At 40.2% G+C, this 17,676-nt stretch carries 14 protein-coding genes and 1 pseudogene; 11 read left to right on the plus strand and 4 right to left on the minus strand.

Going from position 1 to position 17,676, the window contains the following annotated elements:
* Nucleotides 1-16 precede the first annotated feature (16 nt).
* The 6 genes from rpsA (at nucleotide 17) to ACNSN3_RS06480 (ending at nucleotide 4,683) form a co-directional block, all read left to right on the plus strand.
* Nucleotides 17-1,684: a 30S ribosomal protein S1 gene (gene rpsA / locus ACNSN3_RS06455; protein ID WP_002961176.1), complete on the plus strand. Its 1,668-nt coding sequence runs from the start codon at nucleotides 17-19 to the stop codon at nucleotides 1,682-1,684.
* A 67-nt stretch (nucleotides 1,685-1,751) separates the two neighbouring features.
* The gene (gene ihfB, locus ACNSN3_RS06460; RefSeq protein WP_008114744.1) at nucleotides 1,752-2,039 is read left to right on the plus strand and encodes an integration host factor subunit beta; all 288 of its coding nucleotides are present in this window, start codon (nucleotides 1,752-1,754) and stop codon (nucleotides 2,037-2,039) included.
* 21 nt (nucleotides 2,040-2,060) lie between these two features.
* Nucleotides 2,061-2,342, plus strand: a complete 282-nt coding sequence (locus tag ACNSN3_RS06465) for a lipopolysaccharide assembly protein LapA domain-containing protein (protein WP_008114742.1) — start codon at nucleotides 2,061-2,063, stop codon at nucleotides 2,340-2,342.
* A 2-nt stretch (nucleotides 2,343-2,344) separates the two neighbouring features.
* Nucleotides 2,345-3,481, plus strand: coding sequence for a lipopolysaccharide assembly protein LapB (gene lapB / locus ACNSN3_RS06470; protein WP_054200876.1), 1,137 nt, complete (start codon nucleotides 2,345-2,347; stop codon nucleotides 3,479-3,481).
* 33 nt (nucleotides 3,482-3,514) lie between these two features.
* Nucleotides 3,515-4,219, plus strand: a complete 705-nt coding sequence (pyrF, locus tag ACNSN3_RS06475) for an orotidine-5'-phosphate decarboxylase (RefSeq protein ID WP_054200877.1) — start codon at nucleotides 3,515-3,517, stop codon at nucleotides 4,217-4,219.
* A gap of 89 nt (nucleotides 4,220-4,308) precedes the next feature.
* A complete protein-coding gene (locus ACNSN3_RS06480; RefSeq protein WP_418608819.1) occupies nucleotides 4,309-4,683 on the plus strand; it encodes a hypothetical protein in 375 nt (124 codons plus the stop codon).
* 55 nt (nucleotides 4,684-4,738) lie between these two features.
* Here ACNSN3_RS06480 and ACNSN3_RS06485 read toward each other — a convergent pair whose 3' ends face one another.
* Nucleotides 4,739-5,569 carry a S1 RNA-binding domain-containing protein gene (locus ACNSN3_RS06485; protein WP_054200878.1) on the minus strand — a complete coding sequence of 277 codons (831 nt, stop codon included), beginning with the start codon at nucleotides 5,567-5,569 and terminating at the stop codon, nucleotides 4,739-4,741.
* 2 nt (nucleotides 5,570-5,571) lie between these two features.
* A complete protein-coding gene (locus tag ACNSN3_RS06490; protein ID WP_418608821.1) occupies nucleotides 5,572-6,894 on the minus strand; it encodes a DEAD/DEAH box helicase in 1,323 nt (440 codons plus the stop codon).
* Nucleotides 6,895-7,098: 204 nt separating this feature from the next.
* On the opposite strand from ACNSN3_RS06490, the gene ACNSN3_RS06495 reads away from it, so the two are divergent.
* Nucleotides 7,099-8,106 carry a rhodanese-related sulfurtransferase gene (locus tag ACNSN3_RS06495; protein WP_075169263.1) on the plus strand — a complete coding sequence of 336 codons (1,008 nt, stop codon included), beginning with the start codon at nucleotides 7,099-7,101 and terminating at the stop codon, nucleotides 8,104-8,106.
* Between the two features lie 127 nt (nucleotides 8,107-8,233).
* Here ACNSN3_RS06495 and ACNSN3_RS06500 read toward each other — a convergent pair whose 3' ends face one another.
* A complete protein-coding gene (locus ACNSN3_RS06500) occupies nucleotides 8,234-8,662 on the minus strand; it encodes a hypothetical protein (RefSeq protein ID WP_418608822.1) in 429 nt (142 codons plus the stop codon).
* Between the two features lie 242 nt (nucleotides 8,663-8,904).
* Here ACNSN3_RS06500 and ACNSN3_RS06505 point away from each other — a divergent pair, with 242 nt between their 5' ends.
* From ACNSN3_RS06505 to ACNSN3_RS06520, 4 genes are all read left to right on the plus strand, one after another.
* Nucleotides 8,905-9,900, plus strand: a complete 996-nt coding sequence (locus tag ACNSN3_RS06505; protein WP_418609051.1) for an efflux RND transporter periplasmic adaptor subunit — start codon at nucleotides 8,905-8,907, stop codon at nucleotides 9,898-9,900.
* 2 nt (nucleotides 9,901-9,902) lie between these two features.
* Entirely contained in the window at nucleotides 9,903-12,986 is a 3,084-nt protein-coding gene (locus ACNSN3_RS06510; RefSeq protein ID WP_418608823.1) for an efflux RND transporter permease subunit, read from the plus strand.
* 93 nt (nucleotides 12,987-13,079) lie between these two features.
* Entirely contained in the window at nucleotides 13,080-14,975 is a 1,896-nt protein-coding gene (locus ACNSN3_RS06515) for a DUF294 nucleotidyltransferase-like domain-containing protein (RefSeq protein WP_010389938.1), read from the plus strand.
* A 3-nt stretch (nucleotides 14,976-14,978) separates the two neighbouring features.
* Entirely contained in the window at nucleotides 14,979-15,680 is a 702-nt protein-coding gene (locus tag ACNSN3_RS06520) for a 3'-5' exonuclease (RefSeq protein WP_010389939.1), read from the plus strand.
* Between the two features lie 77 nt (nucleotides 15,681-15,757).
* Here ACNSN3_RS06520 and ACNSN3_RS06525 read toward each other — a convergent pair.
* Nucleotides 15,758-17,337 (minus strand): annotated as a pseudogene (locus ACNSN3_RS06525) (BCCT family transporter).
* Nucleotides 17,338-17,676 lie beyond the last annotated feature (339 nt).

Here is a 17,676-nt window from a genome sequence, read left to right on the forward strand (position 1 = left end):
TGAGACGTATATTCGTATGTCAGAAAATTTTGCGCAGTTATTTGAAGAAAGCTTAAAGGGTTTTGAAGCAGAGCAAGGCTCTATCGTTAAAGGTACAGTAATCTCAATCGAGAACAACATTGTACTTGTAGATGCTGGTCTTAAATCAGAAAGTGCTATCCCTGCAGAGCAGTTCAAAAATGCTGCTGGTGAACTAGAAGTTGCTGTTGGCGACGAAGTAGATGTTGCACTAGATGCAATCGAAGACGGTTTCGGTGAAACTATCCTTTCTCGTGAGAAAGCGAAGCGTCACGAAGCGTGGATCCGTCTTGAGAAAGCATGTGAAGAGCAAGAGACTGTTACTGGTGTTATCAACGGTAAAGTTAAAGGCGGTTTCACTGTTGAAGTTGATTCAATCCGTGCTTTCCTACCTGGTTCACTTGTTGATGTTCGTCCAGTACGTGACACAACTCACCTTGAAGGCAAAGAGCTTGAATTTAAAGTAATCAAGCTTGATCAAAAACGTAACAACGTTGTTGTTTCACGTCGTGCAGTTATCGAATCAGAAAACTCACAAGAACGTGAAGAGCTTCTTGCTAACCTTGTTGAAGGTCAAGAAGTTAAAGGTATCGTTAAGAACCTTACTGACTACGGTGCATTCGTTGACCTTGGTGGTGTTGATGGTCTACTACACATTACTGACATGGCGTGGAAGCGTGTTAAGCACCCTTCAGAAATCGTTAATGTTGGCGACGAAATCGCAGTTAAAGTTCTTAAATTCGACAAAGATAAAACTCGTGTATCTCTAGGTCTTAAACAGCTTGGCGAAGATCCATGGGCAGCTATCGCTGGTCGTTACCCAGAAGGTTCTAAACTTTCTGGTCGTGTAACTAACCTTACTGATTACGGTTGCTTCGTAGAAATCGAAGAAGGCGTTGAAGGTCTAGTACACGTTTCTGAAATGGATTGGACTAACAAGAACATCCACCCTTCAAAAGTTGTTTCACTTGGTGACACTGTTGAAGTTATGGTTCTTGAAATCGACGAAGAACGTCGTCGTATTTCTCTTGGTCTTAAGCAATGTATTGCTAATCCTTGGCAGGAATTTGCTCGTCTACAAAACAAAGGCGACCAAGTTACTGGTAAGATCAAATCAATCACTGACTTCGGTATCTTTATCGGTCTTGACGGTGGTATTGATGGTCTTGTACACCTTTCAGACATTTCTTGGAATACACCTGGCGAAGAAGCTGTACGTGAATTCAAGAAAGGCGACGAAATCACTGCTATCGTATTGCAAGTTGACCCAGAGCGTGAACGTATCTCTCTAGGTGTTAAGCAAATCGAAGCTGACCCATTCAATAACTACCTTGATGCAAACAAAAAAGGTGCTATTGTTAAAGGTAAAGTGACTGAAGTTGATGCGAAAGGCGCAACTGTTGAACTTATCGAAGGCGTTGAAGGTTACATCCGTGTAGCTGATATCGCTCAAGAGCGCGTTGAAGATGCAACTACTGTTGTTTCTGTAGGCGACGAAATCGAAGTTAAATACGTTGGTGTTGATCGTAAGAACCGCACTTTAAGCTTATCTGTTAAAGCTCTTTTCGAAGCAGAAGAGAAAGAAGTACTAGAGAAGCTTAAGAAAGAAGAGCCAGTGTTCGAAAACGCAATGGCAGCTGCTTTCGCAAATGCACAAAAAGACTAATTAATTATAGTCTTTTAATTGGAAGGGCAGTTTATGCCCTTCCACTATTTCTTTTTAAGGAAACGCTATGACTAAGTCAGAACTGATAGAAACACTTGCTGAACAACATTCACATATTCCAGTTAAAGATGTTGAGAACGCTGTTAAAGAAATTCTTGAACAAATGGCCGGCTCATTATCTTCTTCAGATCGTATTGAGATCCGAGGTTTTGGAAGTTTCTCTTTGCATTACCGTGCGCCTCGTACAGGTCGAAATCCTAAAACAGGTGAAACTGTAGAGTTAGATGGTAAACATGTACCTCATTTTAAGCCAGGCAAAGAACTACGTGACCGTGTAAACGAGAGCATTGCTTAGTAAACTTATTGGAGTAGTTACTTGTTCAAGGTATTAAAAATTATTCTGGCAGCACTATTTTTAATTGGTGCATTTGTATTGGGTTCGCAAAATCCACAATTAACACAAATTAACTACATAATAGCCAGTAATACATTACCTTTAGCCGTTATAATAAGTATCTGCTTTTTGTTAGGTGTTGTAGTGGGTTGCTTTGTGAGCTTTAAATTGTTTACGCAATTAAAGTGGCAAAATTACCGTTTAAAAAAGCAATTAACGCCTGAAAAAGATAATAAAAAGCGTATTGCCAACAAAGATACCTAATTATGATTGAGCTGTTGTTTTTACTGCTTCCTGTTGCCGCCGGTTATGGCTGGATCATGGGGAAAAACAGTGCGAAAAATCAGGCTCATCAATTTAATCGTCAAATAACTTCTGAATACAGTAAAGGCTTAAAGTTTTTACTAGACAGAGAAGAAGATCAGGGGCTTGAGCATTTAATTAATTTGCTCGAAGTAGCTGCTGACTCTGTAGAACACTATTCTACCTTAGCCACTATGTTTCGCCGCCGTGGTGAGCTCGACCGCGCAATAAAAATTCATGAATTGCTATTAAAACACCCAAGCCTTAACGAGAAACAAGCTGCCAATAGTCGGTTAGAATTAGCCGAAGACTATATCATGGCAGGTTTACTCGATAGCGCAGAAGAACATTTAATATGGCTGGTAAAAAATAACCATGAAGATGCTCTTGAGCCAATTATCTCCTTATATTCACAGACCCGTGAATGGGAAAAAGGCATTAATATGTTTGAAGCGCATACTGAGCTTTTTTCAAAAGAGCAACACTTCAAAGCCATCGCAAACTTTTACTGTGAACATGCTATTGCCAGTAATAACCCTCAACTTATGCGCAAAGCTATTAGCTTAAACTTTAAAACAATCAGACCTCTATATGAACTCGGTTTGTCTGCCTATACAAAAGAGGATTACGTTAAAGCAATTTATTATTGGCGAGAACTTATCTGCCAATTTACCTTTTTTGCGCCATTATTTATTGATAAGTTAGCGCATAGTTATAAGCAACTAAAATTAACCCATCAGTTTCATGAACTCGTTGCTGAGTTATTAGAAAAAGGTGGAGTAATGATAAAAATACAGCATTGCCAAGCGTTGCTTGAGCAAGGCCACACTGAACAAGCCTTTGAGTTTTTAACTGATAGTTTAAAACGTCAGCCCACAATTCGTGGTTTTAGTTTTTTATTGCAGTTAATGAGCGCCGAAAATAAAAATACAAAAGATGTGCTTAATCAAATAGATAAACTTGTTACCTCATATATTGCAACTAAGCCTGACTTTCAATGTCAGCATTGTGGCTTTACAAGTTACACCATTTATTGGAATTGCCCTTCGTGTAAACATTGGGAAACCATTGTGCCTAGCAGAGGCTTAGACGGATTTTAATCTTTATACTTTTCGCTCACTAGTAGGATAGTTATGTCTTTCGAACAATCAAAAAAAATTCTTATCGCTCTTGATTATGATGATCAGCAAACTGCTTTAGCTTTTGTTAAACAGTTATCACCGGATACCTGTCGATTAAAAGTGGGTAAAGAAATGTTCACTTATTTTGGCCCTGCATTTGTTAAAGAGCTGGTTGATTTAGGTTTTGATGTATTCTTAGATTTAAAGTTCCACGATATTCCAAATACTGTTGCTAAAGCAGTAACTGCTGCAGCTAAAATGGGCGTGTGGATGGTTAATGTTCATGCAAGTGGTGGTTTTGAAATGATGCATAAAGCTAAGCAGGCACTTGAGCAGTTTGGCGATAAAGCCCCATTATTGATTGCAGTGACCGTTTTAACCAGCATGGATGAAGCAGAGCTTAAACGTTTAGGCATTAGTAAATCACCACAAGAGCAAGTGATGCACTTAGCAAAACTAACCAAACAAGCAGGCCTTGATGGTGTAGTGTGTTCAGCACAAGAAGCACAAAGTTTAAAAGCAGCATTGGGAGACGAGTTTAAACTAGTAACCCCAGGTATTCGTCCTGCTGGTAGTGATGCGGGCGATCAAAAACGTATTATGACACCTAAAGAAGCCATTGAAGCTGGCAGTGACTACCTAGTAATAGGGCGTCCTATTACTCAGGCACAAAACCCGGTGCAAGTATTGAGTGATGTAAATAAATCAATAGCTTAAACTTAAAGTTTGCATAATTATAAGGAGTTTATTACAACTCTTTTTGTTTGTGCTACATTTAATTACGGCTATGCAGTGAGGAACTAACTTTGCGTTTAATAATGTTTGTAGTGGTAATTATCATTAGTGGCTTTGCTGTTAATAAATATGTTTTTTCAACTAAAATGTATGATGATGTTTCGAATGTTACTGATTTGGTATCTGATTACCCCGTTGATTTGTTTAAGTTTAAAAAAATCGCTCAAAATTATGCTCAGCATTTGTGCTATACAAATGAAAGTGTTTTAGCTGGACTTAATATAAGTAGCAAAGAGTGTGTTGATGTACACGATGAAATGCAGAATGAGTGTACAAAAAAAGTTTTTAGATTAGCGCCGTTAAATATGACGTCTAAGAAAGAATTAATTGAATATTCAAATCAATATTCACGTTGTACCTTACCTTACAAAAACATTAAGTTATAAATTTTAGATACGAAAAAGCCACCTAAGTTTATACCTAGGTGGCTTTTTTATTGAATTATTTTAAACGAATAGACTTAGCTTCAATATCAATTAAGCCTTGTTTAAATAACCCACCAATGGCTTTTTTGTAGTTTGCTTTACTGGTCGAAAATACTTTTTTAATTAATTCAGGTTCAGACTTATCGCCTATGGCTAATATGCCACCTTCATCTTTTAGTTTTTCCATAATTTTTTCGCCAAGTTCACTGACTTTACCCATACCTGGCTTTTCAAGTATGACGTCAATTTTTCCGTCTTCACGTACTTTTTGAATAAACCCTTTAAGCTTTTGACCAACAAATAGGTTTTTAAATACCATGTTGTAAAATACAACACCAAAATGAGATTCTTCAATAAGTACTTTGTAGCCAATATCGGTTTTACCTGCCACAATTAAATCAACTTCTTGCAAGTGGCTATATTGCGGCTCGTCTTTTGATAAAAAGCGATTAAAGTTGGTTGAAGCACAAATTCGTTGACTAGCATTATCAAGATATAAACGGACTAAATAAGAGTAGCCTTCTTGCATACGCGGTTTTTGTTCATTAAACGGTGCAAGTACGTCTTTTTCTAAACCCCAATCTAAAAAAGCCCCAATGCTGTTTATTTCTTTAACGCGCAGTAGGGCATATTCACCGACTTGTGCGTGTGGTTTTTTAGTTGTTGCTGTTGGCAGGTTTGCGTTATCTAAAAAGGTAAAAACGCTGATGCTATCGCCAGCTTCAAGTTCATGTTTAATCTCGTGTTTAGGTAAAAAAACTTCACCTAAGTCATGGCCATCTAAATAGGCACCTTCATTACTGACTTCTTTTACAAATAGGGTTTGGGTAGTTCCAAGGTTACTCATAATTATTCCTGCTCAGGCTTTTTTTTACGACGCATCGGGGTATCACCATCAATGTTGAGTGGTGCTTTAATTGGGGCTGCTGGTTTTTTAGGTTTCGCTTTGCGTCTTTGATGTGGTTTTTTATCAGCCACTACCTTTTTAATTGGTTTAACTGGCGTAACCTTTTTCTCTTTGATGCCTTTAAATTTCGCTTTTAAACCATCAACCACCGCAAACGACAATTCGTCATTTAAAAATGACTTTATTGCTAAGTAACTTGCCCAATCTTTAGGACCAACAAATGATAGCGCGTTGCCTTTAAAACCAGCTCGGCCTGTGCGACCAATACGGTGAACGTATTCTTCAGCGTGTTTTGGTAAATCAAAATTTATAACATGGGTCACACTGAGTAAATCTAAACCGCGAGATGCAACATCAGTAGTAATTAATATTTTAAAGTTCTCACGGCTAAACGCATCCATGATATCAAGGCGCTTACTTTGAGTTAAATCCCCGGCTAGTGCGACAGACTTAAAGCCTTTACTATTTAATGCCTCGCTTAAGCGACTGGTATCAGCACGTGTTGCGGTAAATATAATACATTGCCCTACATTATCTTGATTAAGAAAATGCTCAAGTAGCGCTTCTTTATGATCAAGATGATCGGCTAAATACAATGTTTGTTTAATATCACTGTGTTGCTCATTGGCTGCACTGAGCATAATTTGTTTTGGTTTTTTTAATAAATTACGCGAAAGGGCATCTACTTGAGCATGATCTAATGTCGCTGAAAACAATAGGGTCTGGCGTAATCGGTGATCTGCCAGTTCATTAATTAACTTAAGCTGGTCGGTGAAACCTAAATCCAAAATACGGTCAGCTTCATCAAATATAAGTAGCTCTAAGCCACTTAACTGTAAAGAGCGTTGCTTTAAGTGATCGGCTAAGCGCCCTGGTGTAGCAACCACAAAATGTGGGTCGTTGCGCAGTGCTTTAATTTGGTCGTTAAAGTTTTCACCACCGAGAATTTTAACTGCCTTGATATTGGTACCGGCAATAAGTAATCGTAGTTGGGTGAACACTTGGGTTGCAAGCTCACGAGTTGGAGCAACAATAAGTACACGAGGATCACGTTTACTGAGTGCTTTTTGTTTCATTACTCGCTGCACTGCAGGTAATAAAAACGCTAAAGTTTTGCCTGACCCAGTTTTTGACTGAGCGAAAATGTCATGTCCAGCGAGTGCCGTTGGCACAGCATGAGCTTGAATATCGGTAGGCTGGGTGATCCCTTGGTGCGCTAATTGTGTTTCTAGGCGAGTATCAATCCCAAGATCAGTAAAGTGCAATGTATATTTCTCCAATATGAGCAAGTCTTGTAAATTTATCCGCGCATTATAGCCCACTGAGCCACTGCGCTAACAGTAAAAAGCGCATTATCATCCATTTTTTTGCATTTAAATAAAAAAAGCGTAAAATACGCGCCCCATATGCGCCGGATTTACGATTCGGTAAACGCCCCTTGCGGGGTTTAAAGGCAAAATAGGAAAACCATGACTGCTATCCATAAAGATAATGTAACCAGCGATCACTTTGTTGTGTGCGCACTGTATAAATTTGTTTCTTTACCTGATTTTGAAGCACTTCGCCAACCTTTACTTAATGTAATGGAGCAAAACGACGTGCGTGGTACTTTGTTAATTGCCGCAGAAGGAATTAACGGTACTGTTTCAGCAAAACGTGAAGGCATAGATAACTTACTGGCGTGGTTAGACACCCAGCCTAATTTAGACAATATTGTTACTAAAGAATCATATGATGACGAATGCCCGTTTTACCGCACTAAAGTAAAACTTAAAAAAGAAATCGTGACTATGGGTGTTGAGGGCGTTGACCCATTAAAAGTAGTGGGCAGTTATGTTAAGCCAAATGAATGGAACGCCCTTATTTCTGATCCAGAGGTTATCCTTGTTGATACCCGAAATGATTATGAAATTGAAATTGGTACGTTTCAAAACGCGGTCGATCCAAACACGAAGACGTTCCGCGAATTTCCGCAGTGGGCCAAAGAAAATCTCGACCCAGAAAAGCATAAAAAAGTAGCTATGTTTTGTACAGGTGGTATTCGCTGTGAAAAATCAACAGCTTATATGAAAGAGCAGGGCTTTGATGAGGTATACCACCTTGAAGGCGGCATATTAAAATACCTAGAAGAAGTACCAAAAGAAGAAACCATGTGGGAAGGGGAGTGCTTTGTATTTGATAACCGTGTCGCGGTAAATCATGACTTACAAAAAGGCTCATATGATCAGTGTCACGCATGTCGGATGCCTATCACAGAAGAAGAAAAACAAAAGCCTGAATACATGGAAGGGGTGTCGTGTCATCATTGTATTGATGATGTAACCGACGAGCAGCGCGCTCGTTTTGCTGAGCGTCAAAAGCAAATAGAATTGGCACAAGCACGCGGTGAAGGCCACATTGGTAACGAAGCACAAGCTGCTTTACAGCAACGTAAAGAAGCAAAAAAAGCGCAAAAAGACGCACAACGAAATAAATAATACCACGCGTTTATTTATTCATTAAAAAACCTCAGTAAATACTGAGGTTTTTTATTTAAAAGTAATTTATAAATAGCGAGCTACATTGCTTAGCAGCTTAAAGGTTTGATACTCACTTTGAGCTTAATCAACGAATACAATAACTTTTATCTATCGGCGTAAGTGTAATTTTATTAGCTGAATTTACAAGAACACATTCTGTGTTTTTATCGAGTTTTTTCTTTTGAATAACCGTAAATTCACCTTCATCAGCAGCGTATAAGTTATACTGATAAGCCGTATTACCTCCCTCAAATAATGCAGTAAATAACCCTCCAACTAAACCGCCGACAATAGCGCCACCAATCATTTCTTCTCTGTTGCCATCTAAGCTGTCAACAAAGCCAAAACCAACTCCCGCAGCTATGCCTGTTCCAACTTCTGAGGAAAGTGTTACTTTTTGCTCTGACTCAACAGATGCATAATAGCGTTTAATTAATTGATTTTGACTCGTACGATCAACCCCTTGTGATGCACAGCCACTAAGTAGTAAAACCAAAATTATACTTTTATTCATAAATACTCGTTTGTATATTCACTCTAATGACCAAATCATAGTGTTTAATACGCACAAAATATGTGGTGATTTTGTAGGCTGGTGTAAGAATATGTATTAAATACGTGGGTGTTTAATTTCAGCGTGTTGTTTTGCTAATTAGTCGTACTAAGCTATTTATTGATCATAGAGGTGTTAAACTGCGTAACATAATGGAAATAATAATTAATTAGGGTGATCCTTTGAAGTCGCAAAATATTTTAATGGGCATAACGGCCTTATTTTTATCGGTTAGTTTGCCAGTAACTGGTGCTAGCGTGGTCGTTGAAAATATCGCTATGGAACAAGCCCAACAGCAGGTTCAGGCTGTTGGTAATGCTGAAGCTATCCATTCTGTTATTTTATATCCTGCCGTAGGTGACAAAGTAGCAGCGGTTCATTTTAAACCTGGCGATAAGGTTAAAGAAGGTGATATTTTACTTGAGCTAGATTCACGTAGGCAAAAAGCGGCCCTTGAAGAGGCTAAAATAAAATTAGCAGATAGTCAGCGAACTTTAAAACGTTTAAAACAAAGCCAAGCTAAAGGAGCTGTTCCGCAAAGTGATGTAGACGATGCAAAAACCATCGTGGAGCTTGCAAAAGTTACTCTCATACAAGCCGAAACTGAATTAGAAGATCGTCAAGTTCGAGCCCCTTTTAATGGCACTATGGGGCTGACTGACGTTGAAGTGGGTGACAGAATAACAACACAAACAATGATTGCCAGCATCGATGACACCCGCCAGTTATACATTAATTTTAACGCGCCTGAATCAGCGATTGCGATGCTCAGAAATAATGCTAGCGTACGCGTGTTCCCATGGCAATCGCAAGCGCCTGTTGAAGCAGAAATAGCCTATTTAGACTCACGTATAGACCCACAAACTCGTACCTTAAGAGTCAAAGCAAAGTTAAATAACAAAGATCAACAATTCTTACCGGGTATGAGTTTTCGAGTACATATAAAAGTATTAGGTCAACGCTTTGCCGCTATTCCTGAAGCAGCACTACTGTGGGGCGCAACGGGTCCTTATGTGTGGACAAGTGTTGATAACAAAGCTACCCGGGTTGATGTGAAAATAGAGCAACGCTTGGCTGGACGCTTACTCGTATCAGGGGCATTACAGCCAAACGATACGTTAGTTGTTGAAGGCGTTCAGCGCTTGCGAGCCAATCAAGAATTAAGCTTTTCTGCACCTATCGCTAGTACGCAGGAGTAGCCATGAAACAGCAACCTATGATGCAAGACTTGCCGTCTATGGCAATTCGCCGCCCTGTACTTATTGTGGTGCTTAACTTATTAATAATTATTGCCGGTATCGCCGCTATAGCTGGCGTAGAAGTGCGAGAGCTTCCTGATGTAGATAGGCCGCGTATTACGGTATCAGCTTCGTTTCCAGGTGGTTCCCCAGAAACCGTCGACACTGAAGTCACCAGCAAACTTGAAGGTGCTGTTGCCCGTGTGAGTGGAGTTAAATCTATTCGTGCACAAAGTGAAGAAGGCAGCTCACGTATTGTGGTTGAATTTAGACCTGGTGTTAATCTGGATGATGCCGCTAATGAAACACGCGAGTCAGTTTCGCGAGTGCAAAGAGAGCTCCCAGAAGAGGTTGAGCGTGTATCTATTATAAAAGCCGATAATGATGCTGAGGCGGTCGTATCACTCACCGTATCAAGTGAGAGTTTATCGTTAGAGGCATTAACCGAGCGAGTTGATGTTGACTTAGCACCACAGTTTTTAACTATTCCCGGTGTTGCTGATGTGCGCTTAAACGGTGATAGAGAACGAGTGCTTAGAGTACGTATAGATCCGCTTAAGCTCAGTAGCTTTAATTTAACTATTCCTGATGTTGCTGACGTTCTCAGGCAAGCTCCCTTTGATGTGCCTGCAGGAAGTTTAAAATCAAACGATCAGCAAATCATTGTGCGTGCTGATGCTACCTCGGTCACACCAGATCAAGTCGGTGATATTATCATTCGTGGTGATACCCGTATTAGCGATATCGCCGCGGTATATTTTGGCCCGGCAGATCCACGCTCTATGGTTAGGCTCAATGGTAAACCCGTTATTGGTATGGAAATTATCCGCCAAGCGCAATCTAACACCATAGAAATATCAGATGAAGTTCTAAAGCTTATAGAGGGAATGCGTGAACGCTTTCCTCAGATGGAATTTACCTTAACATCAGATGATGCGCAGTTTATTAGAAGTTCAGTGGATGAAGTTATTAACTCATTAGTGCTGACAGTGCTGCTAGTTATCATCACTTTATGGGTGTTTATTGGTTCTTGGCGCGCAACCTTAGTGCCCGCATTTGCCATTCCGGTTGCTTTGATTGGCTCGTTAGCACTGATATGGGCACTGGGTTTTTCCATTAATATTTTAACCTTACTCGCATTGGTACTTGCTACAGGTTTAATCGTTGATGATGCGATTGTAGTGAGTGAAAACATTCAACGCCAACGTGGATTAGGGCTAGGCAGGCGTGCCGCAGCGGTTGTTGGCACCCGTGAAGTATTTTTTGCCGTTATAGCCACCACGGCAGTGTTAGCAGCTGTGTTTGTTCCCATCGCTTTTTTACCCTCTACAGCAGGGCGTTTATTCAGAGAGTTTGGCGGTGTTCTTGCCGGTGCTGTGATCATATCAAGCTTTGTTGCGTTATCGTTAGTGCCGGCACTTACCTCTAAGCTAAAGCTTAAGCAAGGCGGTTTTCATCCATTTGCTAAGCTTGGTAACGTACTTGCTAATTTATATACCAAAACAATTCATAAAGTACTCGATCATGCGTGGCTTACCTTTATTGCTTGTTTATTAGTGGCTGGTGGTTCAGGTGCGTTGTATATGAGCTTAGATAACGAGTTACTACCAACAGAAGATCGCGGTAAAATTAGAATATTTGCTCGTGGTCCAGATGGCGTAGGCTTAAACTTTATGGATAGGCAAGCCATTAAAATGGAAGACACTTTGCTGCCTTTCGTCGAAAGCGGTGAAATTGAATCTATTTACACAGTAGTTGGTCAATGGGACCCTAATATTGTGTTTATTACTGTGCCTTTAAAACACTGGGATGAACGCAACTTTAGTCAACAAGAAATCATCAATAAAATTCGACAGCCTTTAATGAATATTCCTGGAGCACCCGCATACGCAGGGGGGGCTAATAGTTTAAACTTACGTGGCCAAGGTGGCGGAATCGAAATTGCTTTGCTGGGGCAAGATTACCTTGAAATATTTAAAACTGCACAGCAGTTTTCAGCAGATCTTGAAAAAGCAGTACCTGAGGTTGCACCGGTTCGCGTATCGTATCAGCCATCGCAACCACAACTTCGCGTCAATATAGACAGACGACGCGCAGAAGAACTCGGTGTATCGTTAAGTGATATAGCCATTACTTTAAGAGCTGCCATTAATGGCGACGATATAGCCGATTTAAATATTGGCGATCAGTCAATACCAATTATGTTACAGGCTCAAAATCAAACCATTAATGACCCCAGTGATTTAGCAAATTTATATGTAAGCGCCCGCGATAATCAATTAGTACCGCTCAGTAGTGTCGCTAATATTACAGAGGAAGGCGTAGCTGCAGAGCTTGAGCGCCATGCTCAGCGACGTGCCATAGAATTAAGCATGGAATTACCCGAAGGTTTAACTATTGCCACACTGGTAGAGCAAATAAAACAAGTGTCTGAGCAATCATTACCAGCAGGTATTACCCTAGCGTTTAAAGGGGAAGCTCTGACATTTGAAGAGACCTCAAACGAAGTATTAATGACCTATGTATTGGCATTTTTAATTGTATTTTTAGTATTGGCAGCACAATTTGAAAACGTTAACAGCGCCATTGTGGTGATGATTACTGTGCCATTTGGTATTACATCCGCTATTTTAGCACTGTATTTAACCGGCACATCACTCAATATTTATTCGCAAATTGGTCTGGTAATGCTTATTGGTTTAATCGCTAAAAACGCAATTTTATTGGTCGAGTTTGCTGATCAATTAAGAGATAACGGGCTTAGTGTTCGAAAAGCGGTTGAACAAGCTGCACTGGTACGCCTACGACCCATTACCATGACCTTAATTTCTACTTTATTGGGTGCATTACCGCTTATTATGTCAACAGGTGCGGGCGCTGAGGCGCGCAATGCGATTGGCTGGGTGGTGTTTGGTGGACTAGCATTAGCGGTATTGTTTACGCTTTATTTAACACCGGTGATTTATTTAGGACTTGCACGTTTTACCAGCCCTCGCGGCGATGAGTCAAAACAATTAGCGCATGAGTTAGAGCAAGTAGATAATTAATCGCTAACTATTTACGTAAATTGGCTATTTTTCTTTGAAAAAATAGCCAATTAGGCTCACAATTCAACTAGATTCACGCCACAAGGATTCCCTATGCAGGCCGAGCAAGTTGAAATAGCCCAATTTTTAGTTGAACATCCCCCATTTGATACGCTTCCTACTGAGGCATTGAACGAATTAGCAATGCAAATAGAGGTTGCTTACTTTCGTGCCGAAACTGATATCCTGCATTTAGGGCAAGATATTAGTGACTTGTATATTATTCGTAGTGGCTCAGTTGAGATTTCACGTCGTAATGGTGAACTCTATAACCGCTTAGCTACAGGCGGTATTTTTGGCCAAATGGGTTTATTGATGAACCGCAAAGTGCGGTTTCCAGCTCGTGCACTTGAAGATACCTTAACGTATTGTATTAATGTTAATACCTTCAACGAATACTGTGATAAATACGAAACCTTTGCTGACTTTTTCGAAGTGGATGGCAACGTACGCTTGCACCAAGCAATAGTAGAGCAAGCCGACAGCAATGATTTAACCACCGCAAAAGTTAAATCATTATTACATCGCGATGTAGTCACTGTTACTACACAAACCCCCATACAAGACGTCGCGTTTTTGATGACACAAGAATCGGTCTCTTCAGTACTTGTTACTGATATAGAAAAACAAATAAGCGACGATCCAGAAGAAGACGACGGTCAAGTCGTTGGAATTATAACCGACAGAGACATTCGCACTAAAGTGGTCGCCCAAGGGTTAACATATGATACACCCGCCAAAGAAGTAATGACATCAAGCTTAGTACTACTTGATAGCAACGCCTATGTGTTTGAAGCCGTTTTAGCCATGCTAAGAGATAACTTACATCACTTGCCTGTGGTACATAAAAAGCGACCAATAGGGGTGATATCTCTATCTGATATTTTACGCTATGAATCACAAAGTAGCTTATTGTTAGTACGCGGTATTTTAGCTCAGCAATCGGTTGATGACTTAGTTCATTACGCCCGCCAATTACCTAATGTGTTTGTGCGTATGGTAAACGAAGATGCTAATTCGCATATGATAGGGACCGCTATGGCAGTAATAGGACGTACCTTTAAACAGCGCCTATTAGCCCTAGCAGAAGAAAAATTTGGCGAGCCGCCCATTCCTTATTGTTTTATTGCGCTGGGCTCAATGGCACGGGATGAGCAGTTAATTGTAACCGATCAAGATAATGCACTGATTTTAGATAATAGCTTCGATGAGGCATTGCACGATGAGTATTTTCAAAACTTATCAGACTTTGTGTGTGATGGCTTGGCTAAGTGTGGCTATACCTATTGTGATGGTGAAATTATGGCCTCGTTTAAAAAATGGCGTATGACCCGCGAACAATGGCAAGAAAAATTTGCTAGCTGGATGGCCGAGCCCAAACCGCAAGCACTGCTCAATAGCTCGATATTTTTTGACTTAGATGGTGTGTGGGGTAAGTTAAAGTGGGCCGATGAGCTTAAAACGCTGGTGGCAAAAGAAAGCAAAGTAAATAAACGCTTTTTAGCTAACCTTGCTGCTAATGCTCGCAATCGAACGCCACCATTGGGATTTTTTAACGGCTTTGTACTTGAGCACAATGGCCAACATAAGCGCTCAATGAACTTAAAACGTCGTGGTACAGCGCCGCTATCTGATGTGGTTCGCGTTCATGCATTAGCGGTCGGTTCACGTAAACAAAATTCGTTTGAGCGCTTAGAGGATATTATCGAGGCTAACTTATTACCCAAAGGCAAAGCACAAGATTTGCGTGATGCATTTGAATATATTGCCACTGTACGTATTCGCCATCAGGCATGGCAGATAGAGCAGGGGGAAGCGCCCGATAATGATTTAGATCCGCATTTACTCTCACCATTTGAGCAAAGTAATTTAAAAGAAGCTTTTGCGATTTTAGAAAAAGCGCAAAGCTTTTTAAAGTTTAGTTATTCTGCTCATTCAGGTGTGAAATAAGTTATGGCTAAATCACCGTTAGATTGGCCACGTCGTTACGAACAGCTTTTACATAGTGCGCAAAACTCGTTGCTTAAGGAGTTTTATAAGCAGGCATTTACCAATCAGACTGCTCCGCTTAAAGACGTACCTTTTGTGGCGCTAGATTTTGAAACAACAGGTCTGGACGCTAATACCGATGATATTGTTAGTGTTGGGTTAGTGCCTTTCAATGTTAATCGTATTTACTGTAAAGAGAGCCGTCACTGGGTAGTACAACCACGACGAGATTTGAGTGAAGAGTCGATTGTTATCCATGGTATTACCCACTCAGAAGTGGACGAAGCTCCCGACCTCAATCGAATTTTAGCCCCACTTCTTGATGCACTTAAAGGGAAAGTGGTGGTGGTGCATTATGCTGCCATTGAGCGCCACTTTTTTTATAATGCGCTGCTCACACGTATAAAAGAAGGTATTGAATTTGCTTTAGTCGACACTATGGAAATTGAAAGGCGAGCGCTTAGAGCGCGTCAAGGGCTACTAGGTAGGCTATTTAATAAAAAACTAGGTTCATTACGGTTAAGTGATACAAGGGAGCGTTATTCCTTGCCATTGTATCAAAACCATAATGCACTGACTGACGCTTTAGCCACCGCAGAATTACTGCAAGCTCAGCTGAGTTATCATTATCGGTTAGATACGCCACTGAGTGAAATTTGGCTTTAGCGAAACGTTATAAAATATTATAGGAAAAATAGAGTAAAAAAAACGCCGCAATTAGCGGCGTTTTTTAATGTAGGGTATTATTTAACTGGGCGAGGCTCAGTTCGTAAACCTAAAATTAAGCTTACACACATTAATAGCAAAACAATGGTAAACGGTAGACCGGTTGAAATAGCCCCTGCTTGTAGTGCTTCAATCGCTTGAGTACCACCAATCCAAAGTAATGCAGCAGCAATTGCGCCCTCAACAGTAGCCCAAAAAATACGCTGTGGTACCGGAGCATCAATTTTGCCACCTGCTGTGATTGAATCAATTACAAGTGATCCTGAATCAGAAGAAGTAATAAAGAATACCAGTACTAATACAATAGCAATGAAAGAAAGCACACTCGCCATTGGCATTTCATCAAGCATTTGGAACATCGCCATAGGGACACTTGTTAGACCGTCAGTCCCAAGAGCACCAATACCATTAACTACTTGGTCAATTGCGATGCCACCATAGATAGACATCCACAGGATAGTAACCGCTGTTGGAATAAGTAATACCGCGGTTAAAAATTCACGGATTGTACGACCACGCGAAACACGCGCAATAAACATACCTACAAACGGTGACCATGAAATCCACCAAGCCCAGTAGAATACTGTCCAACCATGCATCCATGTTTCATCTTCACGTCCATGTGGGTTACTCAATGGAATAATGTTCTCTACATACCCCATTACCGTGTTAGGGATATTACCCATAGAGACCGCAAAACCAACTAAACATACAAATACTAGTAATACTAAAGCAATGAGCATATTTACGTTACTAAGTAATTTAACGCCGCCATCAATGCCTCTAATAACAGAGACGACTGCTAGTAATGTAACACCTGTAATAACCAGAATTTGTGAACCTACGCCACCTTCAAAACCAAACACATGATTAATACCGGCAGAAGCTTGTTGTGCACCTAGCCCAAGTGACGTTGCTAAACCAAATAAGGTTGCTAATACAGCTAAAATATCAATTATGTGACCAGGCCACCCCCACGCTTTATCACCTAAAATTGGGTAAAAAATCGAACGAATAGAAAGAGGTAAGCCTTTATTGTAAGTAAAAAATGCTAACGAAAGCGCAACTACAGCATAAATTGCCCAAGGGTGAAGACCCCAATGGAACATAGTAGCACCCATTGCCATTTTCGCGGCTTCTGGTGTGTTAGCTGTTACATTGAGCGGCGTTTCATACCAACCAGTGTAGTATGCAACTGGTTCAGCAAACCCCAGAACATTAAGCCAATACCCATACCTGCAGCAAATAACATTGCCAGCCAAGAAATACGAGAATGCGATGGTTTAGCATCGTCACCGCCTAAGCGGATATTGCCATATGGTGAAAAAATTAAAACTAAACAAAAAATAACAAAGAAGTTGGCAGCCCACATAAATAAGCCGTCAAAATTATTAATAATATCGGTTTTGATACCATTTAGTGTTGTTTTAGCTACTTCGGCATCTGATACTAGTACGGCGATTAAAAAAAGTGCTATTAACCCTGCACTGATCCCGAATACAGGGTTATGTATATCAAATCCCCACTTTTGTACGTTGTCTTGACCTACGGTGTAGTCCGTATTATCAATACTGTACTTGTCATGATTCTCGCTCATGCAATACCTCATTGGTTAATGAAACAGGTTGGCTTAATGCCAGTTTTTTATAGTTCACTGTATTCGTCTTATTAGATTTATAACTAAAGCTAATAACACGAATAGTTAGAAGACTAACTAATTTAATTGCCCATCATACCTTTACTAATAGGGGAGTTAAATATTAAATGCAAAAGATTTAACACTTTGGCAAAACTTTAAGCTACTTTTGTCTTTTTATTGTACATATCTGGCAGCTGAACAAATGATAACTAATGTGTCAGCTAATTATTTTATAGTCGTATATAGCATTGAATGCAAAGCTAAGTGAATGAATATTCGGCCTAATCAGACAAGTAA

The organism is Pseudoalteromonas sp. US3C1004 (genome assembly GCF_048401065.1).
GTDB lineage: Bacteria > Pseudomonadota > Gammaproteobacteria > Enterobacterales > Alteromonadaceae > Pseudoalteromonas > Pseudoalteromonas undina.

Coding starts and splice junctions, on each gene's coding strand:
- ACNSN3_RS06515 (WP_010389938.1), top strand. CDS start 13,080: ATGCAGGCCGAGCAAGTTGAAATAGCCCAATTTTTAGTTGAACATCCC.
- ACNSN3_RS06510 (WP_418608823.1), top strand. CDS start 9,903: ATGAAACAGCAACCTATGATGCAAGACTTGCCGTCTATGGCAATTCGC.
- pyrF (WP_054200877.1), top strand. CDS start 3,515: ATGTCTTTCGAACAATCAAAAAAAATTCTTATCGCTCTTGATTATGAT.
- ihfB (WP_008114744.1), top strand. CDS start 1,752: ATGACTAAGTCAGAACTGATAGAAACACTTGCTGAACAACATTCACAT.
- ACNSN3_RS06500 (WP_418608822.1), bottom strand. CDS start 8,662: ATGAATAAAAGTATAATTTTGGTTTTACTACTTAGTGGCTGTGCATCA.
- ACNSN3_RS06505 (WP_418609051.1), top strand. CDS start 8,905: ATGGGCATAACGGCCTTATTTTTATCGGTTAGTTTGCCAGTAACTGGT.
- rpsA (WP_002961176.1), top strand. CDS start 17: ATGTCAGAAAATTTTGCGCAGTTATTTGAAGAAAGCTTAAAGGGTTTT.
- ACNSN3_RS06495 (WP_075169263.1), top strand. CDS start 7,099: ATGACTGCTATCCATAAAGATAATGTAACCAGCGATCACTTTGTTGTG.
- ACNSN3_RS06485 (WP_054200878.1), bottom strand. CDS start 5,569: ATGAGTAACCTTGGAACTACCCAAACCCTATTTGTAAAAGAAGTCAGT.
- ACNSN3_RS06520 (WP_010389939.1), top strand. CDS start 14,979: ATGGCTAAATCACCGTTAGATTGGCCACGTCGTTACGAACAGCTTTTA.
- lapB (WP_054200876.1), top strand. CDS start 2,345: ATGATTGAGCTGTTGTTTTTACTGCTTCCTGTTGCCGCCGGTTATGGC.